Annotated in this window: 18 protein-coding genes; 12 read left to right on the forward strand and 6 right to left on the reverse strand. The window is 56.9% G+C overall.

Annotated features, from left to right (window positions below):
* From ABJK70_RS09600 to flgA, 6 genes are all read right to left on the reverse strand, one after another.
* Positions 1 to 237: DUF4242 domain-containing protein (locus tag ABJK70_RS09600; RefSeq protein ID WP_347257868.1), on the reverse strand; the 237-nt coding region annotated here is incomplete at its 3' end.
* A 93-nt stretch (positions 238 to 330) separates the two neighbouring features.
* Positions 331 to 1,677, reverse strand: a complete 1,347-nt coding sequence (locus ABJK70_RS09605; protein ID WP_347257876.1) for a selenium-binding protein SBP56-related protein — start codon at positions 1,675 to 1,677, stop codon at positions 331 to 333.
* A gap of 69 nt (positions 1,678 to 1,746) precedes the next feature.
* A complete protein-coding gene (locus tag ABJK70_RS09610; RefSeq protein ID WP_077730472.1) occupies positions 1,747 to 2,352 on the reverse strand; it encodes a TetR/AcrR family transcriptional regulator in 606 nt (201 codons plus the stop codon).
* A 205-nt stretch (positions 2,353 to 2,557) separates the two neighbouring features.
* Complete coding sequence (locus ABJK70_RS09615) at positions 2,558 to 3,046, reverse strand: flagellar protein FlgN (protein WP_347257869.1); 489 nt, start codon at positions 3,044 to 3,046, stop codon at positions 2,558 to 2,560.
* The gene (gene flgM / locus ABJK70_RS09620; RefSeq protein ID WP_086134380.1) at positions 3,043 to 3,345 is read right to left on the reverse strand and encodes a flagellar biosynthesis anti-sigma factor FlgM; all 303 of its coding nucleotides are present in this window, start codon (positions 3,343 to 3,345) and stop codon (positions 3,043 to 3,045) included. Before flgM ends, ABJK70_RS09615 begins: the two co-directional genes overlap by 4 nt.
* 84 nt (positions 3,346 to 3,429) lie before the next feature.
* Positions 3,430 to 4,128, reverse strand: a complete 699-nt coding sequence (flgA, locus tag ABJK70_RS09625; protein ID WP_168175414.1) for a flagellar basal body P-ring formation chaperone FlgA — start codon at positions 4,126 to 4,128, stop codon at positions 3,430 to 3,432.
* A gap of 115 nt (positions 4,129 to 4,243) precedes the next feature.
* Here flgA and ABJK70_RS09630 point away from each other — a divergent pair, with 115 nt between their 5' ends.
* The 12 genes from ABJK70_RS09630 to flgK all read left to right on the forward strand — a co-directional run.
* Positions 4,244 to 5,197, forward strand: coding sequence for a chemotaxis protein CheV (locus tag ABJK70_RS09630; RefSeq protein WP_077730468.1), 954 nt, complete (start codon positions 4,244 to 4,246; stop codon positions 5,195 to 5,197).
* Between the two features lie 58 nt (positions 5,198 to 5,255).
* Entirely contained in the window at positions 5,256 to 6,098 is an 843-nt protein-coding gene (locus ABJK70_RS09635; RefSeq protein ID WP_347257870.1) for a protein-glutamate O-methyltransferase CheR, read from the forward strand.
* Between the two features lie 155 nt (positions 6,099 to 6,253).
* Entirely contained in the window at positions 6,254 to 6,646 is a 393-nt protein-coding gene (gene flgB, locus ABJK70_RS09640; RefSeq protein ID WP_077730466.1) for a flagellar basal body rod protein FlgB, read from the forward strand.
* Between the two features lie 2 nt (positions 6,647 to 6,648).
* Positions 6,649 to 7,068 carry a flagellar basal body rod protein FlgC gene (flgC, locus tag ABJK70_RS09645; RefSeq protein WP_347257871.1) on the forward strand — a complete coding sequence of 140 codons (420 nt, stop codon included), beginning with the start codon at positions 6,649 to 6,651 and terminating at the stop codon, positions 7,066 to 7,068.
* A gap of 11 nt (positions 7,069 to 7,079) precedes the next feature.
* Positions 7,080 to 7,748, forward strand: coding sequence for a flagellar hook assembly protein FlgD (locus ABJK70_RS09650; protein WP_077730464.1), 669 nt, complete (start codon positions 7,080 to 7,082; stop codon positions 7,746 to 7,748).
* 31 nt (positions 7,749 to 7,779) lie between these two features.
* The gene (gene flgE / locus ABJK70_RS09655) at positions 7,780 to 9,045 is read left to right on the forward strand and encodes a flagellar hook protein FlgE (protein ID WP_077730463.1); all 1,266 of its coding nucleotides are present in this window, start codon (positions 7,780 to 7,782) and stop codon (positions 9,043 to 9,045) included.
* 25 nt (positions 9,046 to 9,070) lie between these two features.
* A complete protein-coding gene (flgF, locus tag ABJK70_RS09660; RefSeq protein ID WP_347257872.1) occupies positions 9,071 to 9,811 on the forward strand; it encodes a flagellar basal-body rod protein FlgF in 741 nt (246 codons plus the stop codon).
* Positions 9,812 to 9,836: 25 nt separating this feature from the next.
* On the forward strand, positions 9,837 to 10,625 hold the full coding sequence (gene flgG, locus ABJK70_RS09665) for a flagellar basal-body rod protein FlgG (protein WP_156880043.1): 789 nt from the start codon (positions 9,837 to 9,839) through the stop codon (positions 10,623 to 10,625).
* A gap of 8 nt (positions 10,626 to 10,633) precedes the next feature.
* Positions 10,634 to 11,311, forward strand: coding sequence for a flagellar basal body L-ring protein FlgH (gene flgH, locus ABJK70_RS09670; protein ID WP_133716487.1), 678 nt, complete (start codon positions 10,634 to 10,636; stop codon positions 11,309 to 11,311).
* A gap of 17 nt (positions 11,312 to 11,328) precedes the next feature.
* The gene (locus ABJK70_RS09675) at positions 11,329 to 12,438 is read left to right on the forward strand and encodes a flagellar basal body P-ring protein FlgI (RefSeq protein WP_347257873.1); all 1,110 of its coding nucleotides are present in this window, start codon (positions 11,329 to 11,331) and stop codon (positions 12,436 to 12,438) included.
* Between the two features lie 10 nt (positions 12,439 to 12,448).
* Entirely contained in the window at positions 12,449 to 13,423 is a 975-nt protein-coding gene (gene flgJ, locus ABJK70_RS09680; RefSeq protein WP_347257874.1) for a flagellar assembly peptidoglycan hydrolase FlgJ, read from the forward strand.
* A 71-nt stretch (positions 13,424 to 13,494) separates the two neighbouring features.
* The coding region (gene flgK, locus ABJK70_RS09685; protein WP_347257875.1) for a flagellar hook-associated protein FlgK at positions 13,495 to 15,013 on the forward strand (1,519 nt) is incomplete at its 3' end.

A 15,013-nucleotide genomic window follows, 5' to 3' on the forward strand; every position in this document is an offset into this window, starting at 1 on the left:
CTCCGAAATCCGGTTGGCCGGAAAACCACCCTCTTGGGCATGCTGCCGAATCATCTTCTCGTTGGGGGCGATATACACGCAATAGACTTTGTCGTCGGTGACATAGCTCTGCAGCCATTGGATTTGCGGCCCCAAGCGGTTCAACACGCTGCACGATTTCTGCGAAATGGCATGCAAATCCTGATCGGACAGTTTTCCCGCTCCAGGAATATCGCGTTCGATTAGATACTTGGGCATGTCAGCCTCCTCTCATTGAGAAAGTAAGCAAAAGTCGTCAAAAAACCGTCGGCACTTCGGAGCCGCGTGATGGCCGCTACGAAGTACATCACATCAGCGACGCTGAAATTCCGCGAAAATCTCCGCCGGCTTTGCTTCGGCCACGCTCTTATACAGCGAGTAAGCGCCAAAACGCATCTGGTGCGGGCGTCCGAGCTTTTCCTTGTAGAAGTCGATAGCGAACTGCTCTTTCAACTCCTTGCCGTCCCAGTGATAGAGCTTCAGGAACTGCTCATTGTCCTTGCCCTTCTTGTCCCAGTTGGCAAGCAGCGACGAAGTGTAGTAAAGCCGCTTCCCGTCCCAGCTCGACGACACCATATTGACTTGCGCGCCGATGTGCTTCTCGTAGATTTGCACCGGTTTGTGCGGATTCGAGATGTCGAATGCCCGGGTGTTGCCGTCCATGAAGGTATTCACCCAAAGCCGCTTGTCGTCGTTGGAGATCGAAATATCGACGGGCAACGGCACCTTCGAGGGATCGCCGATATCCGCGACTTCCTTGGCTTGCCACTCGCCCTTGTCATCTTCGTAGATCAGCCAGATCTTGGAGGTGAGTGCCGTCGTGGTGAAGCAGTAGTTGTGGTTTTCTTCCCAGGCGCAACGCACTTCCAGGGGCGAACCCGGTACGTCGAACACCTTCTTAGGCTTGCGGCTGTGAAGATCCCAGACGACCACCGTATTGCCGAAATGCTTCATCGCCTCCTTGTCGGACAGCATCTTGCCGAAGTCCATCATGTAGTTGTTCCATCCGGTGAAGGACGAGGAAACCAGCACGTTGCGCCTCGGCAGCGCACGCACGTCGTAGTTGTAGCCGTCGGCATACTTGCCCGTCTTCACGGCACCACGCAGATCGCTGTCGGTGGGCACCCAGTGAGTCGCCACGTAATCGCCCTGGTTGGTGTATTCCACCATCGCCGTCCGTCCGCCGTGATCCTTGTTGTTCGAGAGCCCCGTGATCAGCATCCGTCCCGGCAAAGCGTAAAACGAGTGAGGCCCGACCACGCCGCCGCTTTTCGCGACGAAATCGGTAATCGTTTTATGCAGCTTGGGCTTGGCTGGATCGCTATGGACGTCGAAGATGAAAATCTTGCTGGTGTCCAACCCGCCAGCCCAGAGATAATTCCGGTCGTCGGTAAAATCGGAATGGTGCGCTTCGTTACGTCCGCCAACAGAGAGACTGTCCACTACCTTCCCGTATTTGGGCGACTTCGGATTGATGTCCACGGTCACCAGCTTGTCCTGCTCGTCGCCGACACCCGTCGCACCCAGGGTCCAAACGTATACGTAATCTTCCTGCCCCGTGATTTTCGCCATATAAGGCGACAGACAGGTCTCATCCGCCTGGACGGGGGACATGCCGATTCCAGCCAAAACCAGTCCGGATGCCAATCCCAGCGTCATGCCCCGAACCGCCCGAACCAGATTCTTTTCTCTTATCCGTTGCTTTTTCATCGCATAACCTCTTGGTTTTTAGTCACTCTTGGGTTTGAAATAGTCGTCGAGCAAATGGCTCAAGCAGACCTCCAACGGACGTACGGATTGCTCGACTTTCATTCGCAGCAAAGCGCCTTGCAGGCCATCAGCAAGCAAGTCCGCCATCAATTCGGCCGACAGATCGGCGCGTATCGTTCCTTCCGCCTGGGCGCGAGCTAAACCTTCCGTGTACTTATCCCTGTAACGATGAAAGGCATCCCGGAGAGCGGCCATACAGGTCTCGTTGGTATCTCCGATCTCGCCGATCAGGTTGCCCAGTAAACATCCTCCTTTGAACTGTCTCCGCTCCAATTCTGCGATCAAATCGCAGAAATAACGTTTCATCGCGGACAGCGCATCCAACTCCGGCCGACTCAGGTAATCGCCCAATTGTCGAATGAATGGCTCTATGTAGTGCTGGACCACTTCCGCCCCGAACTCCTCCTTGCTAGAGAAGTAGTTGTAAAACGATCCCTTCGGAACCTGAACGCTGGACAGCAAGTCCTGTAGACCGGTGCCGTGATAGCCATGCTCCATGAGCATGGCAACACCCTGGTCCAAAAGCTTTTCGCGAGTAATCTGTTTGTTGCCGATTCGAGCCATGTGGCGACTATACGACCGGTCGTCTACTTATGCAATAAAAATTATTACAAGGAAGAAATCCGGGAGGCGCCCGGTGCCTCGATCGGAGGCAGCAGAGGCACATGGCAATTTGTCCGAAATTGAAGGATTCGAGCCGGATAGTGATACGGCGGCCGGTTAGCGCCCTTTCACTGGCACTTGCGACGGAAACCGCCTGGCACGGCGGTCAGGCCGAGAATGACTGGCGTGAAGTTTCTCCGCGGCGCCTCGACCCATCCGGCCCGTAGGTCGCATCCGCCGACGAAGCGCCGTAGAGAAAATTCAAACTGGAATCGATATGACGCTGCAAGAGCGCGATATAAGTGCCGTTAAGCTCATTCTGCTTTCTGCAAGCCGAACCGAGGCGCACGATTTCCCGCCATTCGGCAAGGAGGGCTCTGGTCTGCGGCGACTCGGGATCGAGCCGATCAAGGAAGGCCGCAACGCCGCCTTCGTTGCCCTGAAAACCGCAAGCGCGGACGAGATGGTTCTGCCGAGCGGCCAAATCGTTGAGCAGGAATGCGAGTTTCTGTTTCTTCGAGGCGGTCAGTTCCAACGCCTCCGTGTCGCGCGCCGCTAGACTTCGCGCCTCCTCCTCAAGCAGCCTGGACATTTCGCCGAGTCCGTCCAGCGTTTGGCTGAAAAGGTCGTGAAGATCCTGGCCGTGCGCGATCATGAAAATTCAGGAAGCTTTTGTTCCATGGCGATCAGCTTTTCGGCCGCTCGCTGCGGGTTGATCTCGTAGTTTCCCGACTGAACCGCGCTGGCAATGCGGGTCACTCTCGCTTCGTCGACCGAGGGTTCGCTCAACAGACGTTGTTTGATCTCGGAGAGCCGAAGCGACATTTCGGGCGACACGCTGACACTGTAGGTCGATGAGGCATTGCCGCCGCCTGTACCTGCCGCGGTGCTCGATTTCTTTTGTAGTCCGCCGACGGAAAGACCGCTAACGCTGTTTTGAAGTTTGATTTCCATGACCGTATCCTCTCGGGAATTTCAATTCTTATCGGCCTCCCGACGGCGAACTTTAGCGCAAAACCACGTTTTTCTGTCCGGCGTTCAAAGCCGTATCAATACGAGGCCAGGACCTGCAACCGTACCTTCCACGATTCTCGCGGATTGGTCGTTGCGAACGCGAATACGCTGCCCCGCCTCCCCATCATTCAGAGCCTGTCCCGACATCTTGACGGCAAAATGACTGCTCTCCGCCTGAATAATGACCTTCTGTCCACGCCGAATCATTTTCGGCACAGATAACCATTCGGGGCTCAGTACCGCGCCGGCCGCCAAGGTGCGTTTGACGGGCCGATTGACGACCGGATCGAAAGAAGTGAAATAACTGCCGCGCAAGTTCGCGAGGTCTCGTTTTTCAAAGCCGAGATCCGCCTCGGTGAGAACTGAGCCTTGCCGGACGGCGTTTTTCAGAACGACGACTTCCCGATACGCTTTCACGTGAACCTTGTTGTACACGGTCCAAGAATGCGTTCCTTCGCAACGCACGCCGACGGAAAGAAAACCGCTTTCGCGCCGCCCTGGAAGAAAGAAGGCCTCCAGCGGCCGATCGCAAAGCGGCAATTGCAGACGACCGTCCAGCCTGACCGGGTCTGCCTGGAATTCCTGATTCCGCTGACGGAAATCCGACTCGATCAGGGCCATTATCGCAGCTGCTATCGATTCGTTGGTTTGCAGGCGGTCTGCCGCGAAAGCCGCGGGAATCGCCAGCGCGAGCAGAAGCAGGAATTTGAGTTTGGCACGCATAGATAACCTCCGATGATGGACCAAGACATGCATCTAATATGCCGCGCCGGACTCAAGCGGATCGCACACCTGCCGCTACACTTTAGTCACCGTCAATCTTCCCAGGAAATTCACAATGGCAAGCATACTCGAAGGCGTAGATCAAAGAACTAAGCTCGCGGGACATAACCGCCTCGAGCTGCTGCTCTTCAAACTCGGCGGCAACCAGCGCTTCGGTATTAACGTGTTCAAGGTGCAGGAGGTCATACAGTGCCCGCCCTTGACTCAGCTGCCGAAATCGAACCCGGTGATTTGTGGCGTCGCTCACTTGCGCGGCAAGACCATACCCATGATGGATCTCTCCATGGCAATTGGCGCGCGCCCGCAACCGCGCGACGGGAGTGGCTATGTCATCATTACCGAGTACAATCGATCCACCCAAGGATTCCTCGTCAGCACTGTCGATCGCATCATCAATATGGGATGGGAGCAGATTCAGCCGCCGCCGAAAGGCGCAGGCAAAGAAAGCTATTTAACCGCTGTAACGCAATACGAGAAGGAACTCATCGAAGTTATCGACGTTGAAAAAGTGATGAAGGAAGTCATGGGCGAGTGCGACCAGGTTTCGGACGGTGTGATCGAGGAGGACGCCAAGAACCTTGAGCAGCATGTACTCGTCGTGGATGATTCATTTGTGGCCCGCAATCAAATTCTGCGTGTTTTGAACCAACTCGAAGTGGAGAGCACAATTGCCAAAGATGGTCAGGAGGCGTTGGAAATCCTCGAACATTGGATATCGGAAGGAAAGAATTTGAACGAGTACTTGGCGATGATCATTTCCGACGTGGAGATGCCTCGAATGGACGGCTATACGCTCACGACCAAGGTACGCAAAGACCCTGCTATGAAGGAAGTATACGTATTGCTCCATACCTCCCTGAGCGGAGTTTTCAATCAGGCGATGGTTGAAAAAGTCGGCGCCAACAAATTCCTCGCCAAATACGATCCGGACGATCTTGCTCGGGTCGTACAGCAACGCCTCAAAGACCATATCGCCGCGCAAGCGACAACAGGGCGCAGGGACTTCTGAACTGGCTATATCGGGCAAAACGCAAGCGCCGTCCATCGGCGTGTCGATTGGAGTATTCATGAATTCGGACTTGAATCCCGAAGCGTTCGCGGTGTTCCAGAAATTTCTCGTGGACGCCTGCGGGATATTGCTCAGCGACAACAAGCAATACCTGGTGAAGAATCGTTTGACCGGCCTGCTAAAAGAGAGTGATTATTCATCCATAGCGCAGTTGGTAACTGCGCTCCGAAGCGATGCTGTCTCCGCTAAGCTCAGAACCCGTATTATCGATGCCATGACCACGAATGAGACTTTTTGGTTTCGTGACAACACCCATTTCGAGGAACTTAGAAATGTTCTCTTGCCTGCCTGGGCAGCCAACAAAACCGGCGGCACCTTGAGAATTTGGTCCGCAGCCTGCTCTTCGGGACAGGAGCCTTATTCGATAGGCATCTGCGTCGAGGAATTTTTTCGTTACGGTTGGACCGGCATCAAAAGAAACGTACAGGTCATCGGGACCGATATTTCGGAATCGGTTTTGGCCGAAGCTTCTCAGGCCGTCTATAGCGAAATGGCCTTGCCGCGCGGACTGGATGAAAATCTGAGGTCACGCTACTTCGATCGCTATCAGGACAAGTGGAAACTTAAATCGGAGATCGTTGATCGGGTCCGATTCCAACAATTCAACCTGCTCAAGCCTTTCGCGGCGCTGGGCAGGTTTGATATCGTCTTTTGCCGTAACGTACTGATTTACTTCTCCGAAGAATTGAAGCGCGATATTTTGACGCGCATGGCCAAAGCGCTCAATCCAGGCGGCTATCTGTTCCTAAGCAGCACGGAATCCCTTCCCTCCGGACTCGATCTTTATGAAACCGTTCGCGGGGCCTCTTGTCGCTATTACCGTCTAAAGCCGGCCTTCTGACGCCACCCGGCAAATTTGCCGTCTCAAGTGGCGAAAAATTGCCGCCGTTTTTTTCCGCTCTCACGTCTTAATTTGCAAGCCTTTGTTTAAACAAAGGCTTTTTACGTGGCATACCTCGTGCTTAACGCTACATAGCTGGCAACGAGGATATGTTTATGACGATCAACTTCGACAATGCCCTCGGCATTCATCCCCTGGCACTGAAACTCCGCGACCGCCGTACCGAGTTGTTGGCCTCCAACCTGGCCAACGCCGACACGCCGAATTACAAGGCCCGCGATCTGGATTTCCGTTCGGTACTGCAAAGCGTCCACACGTCCCCTCTCAAGCTCGCGGCTACACAAGCCGGGCATGTGACTGCGACAGCGCCCGGATCGCGGGGAGAAGCCCTGTATCGGCTACCGTCGCAACCCAGTCTCGACGGCAATACGGTGGAAACCGAGCAGGAACAGATGCGTTTCGCCGAAAACGCGGTGCAATACCAGGCCACGCTCAACTTCTTGAGTGGCAAGATCGCCTCTCTGCGAACCGCCTTAACAGGAGAATAACCATGTCGTCGTTCAAAATCTTCGATATCGCCGGCTCCGGCATGACTGCGCAGTCGCTGCGGCTCAACCTGGTAGCCAGTAACTTATCCAATGCGGACAGCGTCAGCAGCAGCGTCGAACAGACTTATCGATCGCGACAGCCCGTATTTGCGGCACAGCTTCAGGAGGCCGTGGACAAGCGAAACACGCCGGTCGGCGTGCAGGTACTCGGCGTCGTCGAGAGTCAGACGCCCTTGCGCATGGAATATGCGCCGGACCACCCGATGGCCAACGACGAAGGCTATATCTTCAAGCCGAACGTCAACACCATCGAAGAACTGACCAATATGATGTCCGCGTCCCGCTCCTACCGGGACAACGTCGAAGTGGCGAATACCGCCAAGCAACTGATGCTTCAGACCCTGCGTCTCGGACAGATCTGAGGTGACCGATCATGAGCCTAGACATCAACACGCTCAAATCGCTTGGCCTGACCGAAACCGCGGCACCGACTCGGAAGCGCAACGAACTGGGGCAAGAAGATTTCTTCAAGCTGATGGTTACCCAGTTGACCAGTCAGAATCCTTTAAAGCCTCAGGACGGCGCCGAATTCGTCAATCAGCTGGCGCAGTTCAGCACCGTCACGGGAATCCAGCAATTGCAATCCTCGTTCGCCGACTTTGCGGCGTCCGCCAACAAGGAACAGGCCTTGATGGCCGCGAACCTGGTGGGACGATCCGCGCTGATCGCGTCCGATAAAGCGATTCTGGCCGCGAACGGCACGATCCAGGGCGAGTTGGCCGTGCCGTACGAGGCCTCGCAGGTCAATATTCGGATCATGGACAAGAACGGCAACTTGATCCGCACATTGGAACTCGGGCCTCAAACCGAAGGGCCGTTGTCGTTCGAGTGGGACGGAAAACTGGACGATGAATTGCACTTTGCCGATCCCGGACTTTACAGGATCAAAGCCGAGGCCGTTATCGCCGGCAAAACGACTGCGCTCGAAACCCAAATCGCCGCGCCCGTGGAAAGCGTAACCGTGGGCGGCTCGAAAGGCATGGAAGTCCAGCTCAGCGGTCTCGGACGTTACACCCTGGGCGATATCCGGGCTGTCCTTTAATGAACATCATAGTCATCTAGCGAGGTAAGACATGGCTTTTAACAGTGCCTTGAGCGGCCTGAATGCCGCATCCAATATGCTCTCGGTGACCGGCAACAACATTGCCAACGCCAATACGACCGGATTCAAGAAATCGCGCTCCGAATTCGCCGATGTCTATGCGAGTAGCTTGGGAGGCGTCTCGTCCATCACGCCAGGAGCCGGTGTCCGGGTCACCAATGTGGCGCAACAGTTCACCCAGGGCAACCTGGATTTCACCGAGAACAACCTCGATCTCGCGATCAGTGGCGAAGGCTTTTTCGTCATGGGGGACAACGTCAACAACATCAACGAACGGGTCTACACCCGCGCCGGTTCTTTTCACATGGACCGGGAAGGCTATGTGGTCAATCACCTCGGCCAGCCGCTGCTGGTTTATGCGCCGAACGGCGAAACAGTCGAGGAAGGCTTCAGTACCGGCGTATTCCAGACCCTGCAACTCGATTCTACGCAGGGCTTACCGAAAGCCACGAGCTCGATAGACATGAGCGTCAATCTGGATTCGCGCAAAACCACGCCCGCCACATCGCCTTTCGACCCGGCAGACCCCACCAGCTATACCCACGCAACATCGGTCACGACATACGACTCGCTTGGCAACACCCACATCGCGACCAGTTACTACGTCAAAGGCGCGGCGCTGAATGCCTGGGATCTATATGTCTATGTGGACGGGGTAGACATGCTGGACGACGCGGCCCCCAACTCGATTCCTCTGACATTCGACAACGACGGCAAGCTCGCCTCGGTCGACGGCAACCCGGCAACGACCCAATTCACGACCGACTTAGTGTCCATCAACCCCAGCGCCCAACCCATCCAGCTCACCATCGATCTGGCCGGTTCGACACAACTGGGCAGCGCGTTCAGCGTCGACACCTTGAACCAAGACGGTCTGACCATCGGCCGGCTCACCGGCGTGGACATCGACGACACCGGTGTCGTTTTTGCCCGTTTCAGCAACGGCGGCTCCAAACCGCTGGGCCAGGTGGCCATGGTCCGATTCCAAAACCCGCAAGGATTGTCCAAGCTCGGCGATACCACCTGGGGAGAAAGCGCCAACTCCGGGGTGCCGATCAATGGCGTAGCCGGCACCAGCAGTTTCGGTTCCATCAAGGCTGGCGCCCTCGAAGGAGCCAACGTGGACCTGGCCCAGCAGCTCGTCAATCTGATTATCGCCCAACAGGCGTATCAGGCGAACGCGCAGACCATTTCCACCGAAAACACGATCACCCAGACACTGCTCAACATTCGTTAACACCCGATAGCCAGGAACTCCGACCATGGACCGCAGCCTTTATGTCGCCATGAGCGGTGCCAAGCAGATTCTGCTGGCGCAGGCATCCAACGCCAATAATCTCGCAAATGCAAATACGCCGGGGTTTCGAGCGGATTTCGAGCAAATCCGCTCGATGCCGGTATTCGGAAACGGCTATCCGAGTCGGGTCTACGCCATGACCGAGCGCCCTGGCGTCGATTTGTCGACGGGCTCCCTGCAAACCACCGGGCGCGACCTCGACGTCGCGATCAACGGAGATGGCTGGCTGGCCGTGCAGGCCAAGGACGGCAGCGAAGCTTACACCCGGGCCGGAGACTTACATATTACGCCTGCAGGGCAGCTGGTCACCGGCAGCGGTCTGCCGGTGCTCGGCAACGCGGGCCCCATCGCCATTCCGCCCGCACAGAAGGTCGAAATCGGCTCAGACGGCACCATCAGCATCATTCCGCAGGGTGCCAACGCCACCGCCCTGGCGATTCTCGACCGAATCAAACTGGTCAAACCCGAAAAATCGCAGCTTGAAAAAGGCGAGGATGGCCTGATGCGAATCAAGGACGGTACTCCCGTAGAAGCCACCAACGAGGTTCAACTGGTAACCGGATCACTGGAGGGCAGCAACGTCAGCACCGTGGAAGAAATGGTGCAAATGATCGAACTGGCGCGTGAGTTCGAATACCAGATCAAGATGATGAAGACCGTCGAAGACGACGGCAATGCCAGCGCCGAGCTCATGCGGATCGGCTAAAAGACACTCCAAGAGGTTCACGACCATGACCACCCCTTCCCTTTGGATCGCCAAGACCGGCCTGGATGCGCAGCAAACCCATATGTCGGTGATTTCGCACAACCTGGCCAACGTCAACACCACCGGCTTCAAAAAGGAGCGAGCTTTGTTCGAAGACCTGCTGTACCAAAACGTCAGGCAGGTAGGCGCTCAGTCCACGCAAAACACGACTCTGCCTTCCGGCCTGCAATTGGGCACCGGCGTAAGGACGGTCGCCACGGAAAAGATTCATACTCAAGGCAACATCCAACAGACTGGAAATTCCCTCGATATCGCCATCAACGGCCGGGGCTTCCTCCAGATCCTGATGCCGAACGGCGATCTCGCCTACACCCGGGACGGGTCCTTCAAGCTCGACTCCAATGGACAAATCGTTACCAACGGCGGCAACCCCTTGGAACCGGCCATGACCGTGCCCCAGGGCGCCCTGAGCGTCACTATCGGCAACGACGGTACGGTATCCGTGCTCGAACCGGGAAACCCCACCCCCAACGTCATCGGCGAAATCCAGCTGGCGGACTTTATCAACCCGACGGGATTGGAACCAATCGGTGAAAACCTGTACCGGGAGTCGGTTTCGAGCGGTGCTCCGATCGTCGGCGTACCGGGAGAAGACGGTATCGGAAAGCTCGTCCAGGGCTCTTTGGAAACCTCGAACGTGAACGTGGTGGAAGAACTGGTCAATATGATCGAAACCCAACGCGCTTACGAAATGAACTCCAAAGCGATCGCAACCACGGACGAGATGCTCGGGTTCGCCACCAATACTCTCTGATTGATCCGATGAAATACGCGGCTTTCTTTCTCATCCTGCTGACCTTGAACGGCTGTGCCTCCATCCTCAATCCGCCGCCGCGCCGGGATCCCGCCTACGCGCCGGCCCGTCCCGAGGACATGACGCCGCCCATGCAGAATCCCGGCGCAATTTTCCAGTCCGGCTACGACATGCGGTTGTTCGAGGATCATAAAGCGCGCCGGGTAGGTGACACCCTTACCATTAAGCTGGTCGAACGGACGAATGCCCAGAAAGACGCGGACACCAAGGCTGACCGTTCGGCAACCACCCAGGTAAAGGCACCCATGCTGATGGGGCAGGAAGCGGCTGAAATCCTCGGCTACAACGTATCCAGCAGTCTGGAATCGACCCACAAATTCGAAGGAAAAGGCGAAAGTAATCAGAGCAATCTCTTGACGGGAAACATCAGCGTGACCGTGGTGGAAGTCCTGCCCAACGGCAATCTTCGGGTACGAGGCGAAAAACGGGTCGGCCTGAACCAAGGCAACGAATACATCAAGCTCTCGGGGCTGGTGCGTCCGGTCGATATCGACACCACCAATAGCGTGGATTCCACCAAGGTCGCCGACGCGACCTTCATTTACAATGGAGAGGGCGTAGTGGCGGACGTCAACCGCATGGGCTGGCTGCAACGTTTTTTCACCAGCATACTGTTCCCGTTCTGATCGACTGAGGTAAGACCATGGCTAGGTTCGCTCTGCACTCAGTCATAAAAATCGGTCTTCTCGGCTTGGCGTTCTCACAATCCCCGGCGATGGCTGAACGGGTCAAGGATATCGCCTCGGTCGCCGGGGTCCGCAGCAACCAGCTGATCGGGTACGGGCTGGTCGTCGGTCTGAACCGCACTGGCGATAAGAACCGCTTCACCAGCCAAACCCTGCGCAACATGCTGCTCCAATTGGGCGTCACCGTGCCGCCGGGTATCGACCTGAAATCCAAAAATATCGCCGCCGTATCCGTACAAGCCGACCTTCCGGCATTTGCAAAGCCCGGCCAAACGATAGATGTGAACGTTTCATCTTTGGGCGATGCCACCAGTCTCCGCGGCGGCAGCCTCTTGATGACGCCCCTCAGGGGCGCCGACGGCCAGATCTACGCGGTTGCCCAAGGCAATCTCGTCGTCGGCGGGTTAAGCGCTCAAGGCCTAGACGGCTCCAAGGTTACCGTCAACGTGCCCAGCGCCGGCCGGATTCCGAACGGAGCCACGGTCGAGCGCGAAGTTCCGACAGGATTCGCGCAAGGCAGCCATCTGATGCTCAACTTGCATACGCCCGATTTCACCACCGCCAACCAAGTGGCCGACATCATCAATCGAACTTACGGCGGAAGCGTGGCGCGCGCCTTGGACGCGGCGTCCGTTCAGGTCAGCGCACCCCATGATCCGGCTCAGCGGGTCTCGTTCACGTCGCTGATCGAAAATCTGGACGTGAGTCCGGGCGAAGCCCCTGCCAAGGTCATCGTCAATTCGCGTACCGGGACGGTAGTGATCAGCAGCCATGTCCGGGTTCAACCCGCCGCGGTGACCCACGGCAACCTCTCGGTGACCATCAGCGAAAAGCCCATCGTCAGCCAGCCTCCGGCCTTATCCGGAGGTTCGACCGCCATAGTGCCCCGCTCGGACGTAACCGTGAACGAGGAAGCGAATCGCATGTTCGTTTTCAATCCCGGCGTATCGCTGGATGAAATCGTGCAGGCGGTCAATCGCGTGGGCGCTGCACCGAGCGACCTCGTCGCCATTCTGGAAGCCCTGCGAAGCGCCGGAGCGTTGCGGGCCGAGCTGATCGTGATATAGGAGAACCGGCATGATAAAGCAGACTGGCATGGCCGATGTGTATACCGATTTCAACGGCACCGCCCGGCTCAGGAATCAGGCCAAGCATGATCCGAAAGCGGCGCTGAACGAGACCGCCCGGCAATTCGAGTCTCTGTTCATCCAGATGGCCTTGAAAAGCATGCGGGAGGCGGTCCCGAACGGCGGGCTCACGGACGGCAAGCAGTCGCAGATGTTCCGCGACATGTACGATCAGCAATTGGCGGTGGAACTCGGCAAGCGATCCAGTCTCGGCCTCTCCGATATGCTGGTTCGGCAACTGGGCGGCGAAAAGTCCTCCGATGAGGCGAAACCCGGCATGGGTCTGGACGATTACTGCGGCAACGCGTTAGTCAGGATCGATAAGGGATCTTCCGAGCATACAACAGCCGAAAATTCGAAATCGGATTATGGAGCTGGAGCTCGGATGACCGATAAAGCTCGCGTGCAACCTCGGTCCGCCCAGAGTGACTCCCGAACCGGAGCGTTCGCCAATCCCGAGGAATTCGTAAACGCGCTCTGGCCTCACGCTCAGGAAGCGGCCGCCGAGCTTGGCGTCGACCCCAAGCTGCTGCTGGCGCAGGCGGCTTTGGAAACGGGCTGGGGAAAATCCATGGCGGCACGAGGGAACGACGGACACAGCCATAATCTGTTCGGCATCAAGGCGGACCGGCACTGGAGCGGCCGTCATATGACCGCCCGCACCCTGGAATACGCCGACGGTATCGCCGTGCGTAATAGAGCAGCATTCCGCACCTACAACGATTACGCCGAGAGTTTTCGCGATTACGTGCAGTTCCTTAAGACCAACCCTCGTTACGCAACGGCCTTGGAGCATGCCGATAATCCACGGCAATTCATGGCTTCATTGCAAAAGGCCGGCTACGCCACGGATCCTTATTATGCACGCAAGGTTCTCTCCATATACGAGGAAAATCGTGCGCTTGAAAAGTTGCCCGTTGCCTGATCCGGTCTTCAGTTAGGACGATCGGTGCCGATAACAGGCGTAAGAACATTATCCATTCGAGTGGTTGAATCATGGCTGGCGGACTTCTTGGCATAGCGACATCCGGACTGATGGCGGCTCAGCGCGGATTGGCGACGACCGGACACAATATCGCCAACGTCAACACCGACGGCTACAGCCGCCAAAGAACGGAACAAGTCGAGCGCTTGCCTTCGTTTACCGGGGCGGGATTTGTGGGCAACGGCGTCGACGTTGCGTCCATTACCCGCTCCTACGACAGTTTTCTTAACGCTCAGCTCCGAAGCAGTCTCTCCGCGCATGGGGAATTGGAGACGTATCACGACATGGCTTCACAGGTCGACAACTTCATCGCCGATCCGGACGCCAGTCTGCCGCCCTCGCTCCAATCGTTCTTTAACTCGGTGCAGGACGTAGTCAACGACCCCACATCCATCGCCGCGAGACGCGTCATGCTGACCGAAGGCGAAACGCTGGTGCAGCGTCTTAATACGCTGAACGGCCGCATGGATGAGCTGCGCAGCCAAGTGAATCAGAGCCTGAGCACCAATATCGACGAGATCAACGGTCTGGCCAGAGGTATCGCCTCTTTGAACGAGCGCATTGTTGTTGCCTATAACCAAGCAGGCAAACCGCCCAATGATTTGCTCGATCAGCGCGATCTGTTGACCGAACAGTTGGCGCAGAAAGTAGGCACCAGCTTGTTCGAGCAAAAGGACGGCTCTTTGAACGTGTTTATAGGCAGCGGACAGGCACTGGTGATGGGCTCGACGGCAAACCAGCTCAGCTTGCAGAACTCGGCCTATGATCCCAATCAGAAAGACATTGCCATTACCGCCGGCGGCTCCGGCGCCGTTGTCGTGACCGCCGCTATCAGCGGCGGAGAAATCGGGGGATTGTTGCGCTTCGGCAGCGAGGTACTCGACCCGGCCCAAAACGCCCTGGGCCGTATCGCTGCGGGGCTCGCCGCAACATTCAACGCGCAGCACTCGCTCGGCTCCGACTTGAACGGAAGCGCCGGTGCCGATTTCTTCAGCGACGTTACAAACGCCGCAATCGGCCAGTATAGTTGGTTCGGCAGGCAAACGAATAGCGGCAACGCCATATTATCCGTCGCGTTCGACAACAGCGCTGGAAACGGTTCCTCCGATCTAACCGCAAGCGACTATCGCCTGGACTACGACGGCGCCAATTACACCCTCACGCGCCTGAGCGACAATACGCAATTCAACAATGCGACCGGTGCCTTTGCCATAGATGGCTTGGCTATCGGCATTGGCGGCGGTGCTGTAGCAGCCGGCGACAGCTTTCTCATTCGCCCGTTCCGCCGGGTAGCCGGCGATCTAAGCGTTTCGCTGACCGACCCCCGAGAAATTGCTGCAGCTGGGTCGCCTTTTGCAGGCCCCGGTGACAACACCAACGCCCGCGCCCTGGCTCAACTACAGACAATGCCCTCGCTTTTGGGCGGTAAAGCGAGTTACCAGGACGCTTATAACGAGATCGTGGGCGATGTGGGCACGCTGACCCACGCCGCCGACATCGACAGCACCGCTCAGAAACAATTGCTCGACC

Source organism: Methylocaldum sp. (assembly GCF_039794385.1).
Classification (GTDB): Bacteria; Pseudomonadota; Gammaproteobacteria; order Methylococcales; family Methylococcaceae; genus Methylocaldum.

Excerpts from the sequence above, each read along its gene's own strand:
- ABJK70_RS09605 (WP_347257876.1), bottom strand. The coding sequence starts at position 1,677 with ATGACGCTGGGATTGGCATCCGGACTGGTTTTGGCTGGAATCGGCATG.
- ABJK70_RS09610 (WP_077730472.1), bottom strand. The coding sequence starts at position 2,352 with ATGGCTCGAATCGGCAACAAACAGATTACTCGCGAAAAGCTTTTGGAC.
- ABJK70_RS09615 (WP_347257869.1), bottom strand. The coding sequence starts at position 3,046 with ATGATCGCGCACGGCCAGGATCTTCACGACCTTTTCAGCCAAACGCTG.
- flgM (WP_086134380.1), bottom strand. The coding sequence starts at position 3,345 with ATGGAAATCAAACTTCAAAACAGCGTTAGCGGTCTTTCCGTCGGCGGA.
- flgA (WP_168175414.1), bottom strand. The coding sequence starts at position 4,128 with ATGCGTGCCAAACTCAAATTCCTGCTTCTGCTCGCGCTGGCGATTCCC.
- ABJK70_RS09630 (WP_077730468.1), top strand. The coding sequence starts at position 4,244 with ATGGCAAGCATACTCGAAGGCGTAGATCAAAGAACTAAGCTCGCGGGA.
- ABJK70_RS09635 (WP_347257870.1), top strand. The coding sequence starts at position 5,256 with ATGAATTCGGACTTGAATCCCGAAGCGTTCGCGGTGTTCCAGAAATTT.
- flgB (WP_077730466.1), top strand. The coding sequence starts at position 6,254 with ATGACGATCAACTTCGACAATGCCCTCGGCATTCATCCCCTGGCACTG.
- flgC (WP_347257871.1), top strand. The coding sequence starts at position 6,649 with ATGTCGTCGTTCAAAATCTTCGATATCGCCGGCTCCGGCATGACTGCG.
- ABJK70_RS09650 (WP_077730464.1), top strand. The coding sequence starts at position 7,080 with ATGAGCCTAGACATCAACACGCTCAAATCGCTTGGCCTGACCGAAACC.
- flgE (WP_077730463.1), top strand. The coding sequence starts at position 7,780 with ATGGCTTTTAACAGTGCCTTGAGCGGCCTGAATGCCGCATCCAATATG.
- flgF (WP_347257872.1), top strand. The coding sequence starts at position 9,071 with ATGGACCGCAGCCTTTATGTCGCCATGAGCGGTGCCAAGCAGATTCTG.
- flgG (WP_156880043.1), top strand. The coding sequence starts at position 9,837 with ATGACCACCCCTTCCCTTTGGATCGCCAAGACCGGCCTGGATGCGCAG.
- flgH (WP_133716487.1), top strand. The coding sequence starts at position 10,634 with ATGAAATACGCGGCTTTCTTTCTCATCCTGCTGACCTTGAACGGCTGT.
- ABJK70_RS09675 (WP_347257873.1), top strand. The coding sequence starts at position 11,329 with ATGGCTAGGTTCGCTCTGCACTCAGTCATAAAAATCGGTCTTCTCGGC.
- flgJ (WP_347257874.1), top strand. The coding sequence starts at position 12,449 with ATGATAAAGCAGACTGGCATGGCCGATGTGTATACCGATTTCAACGGC.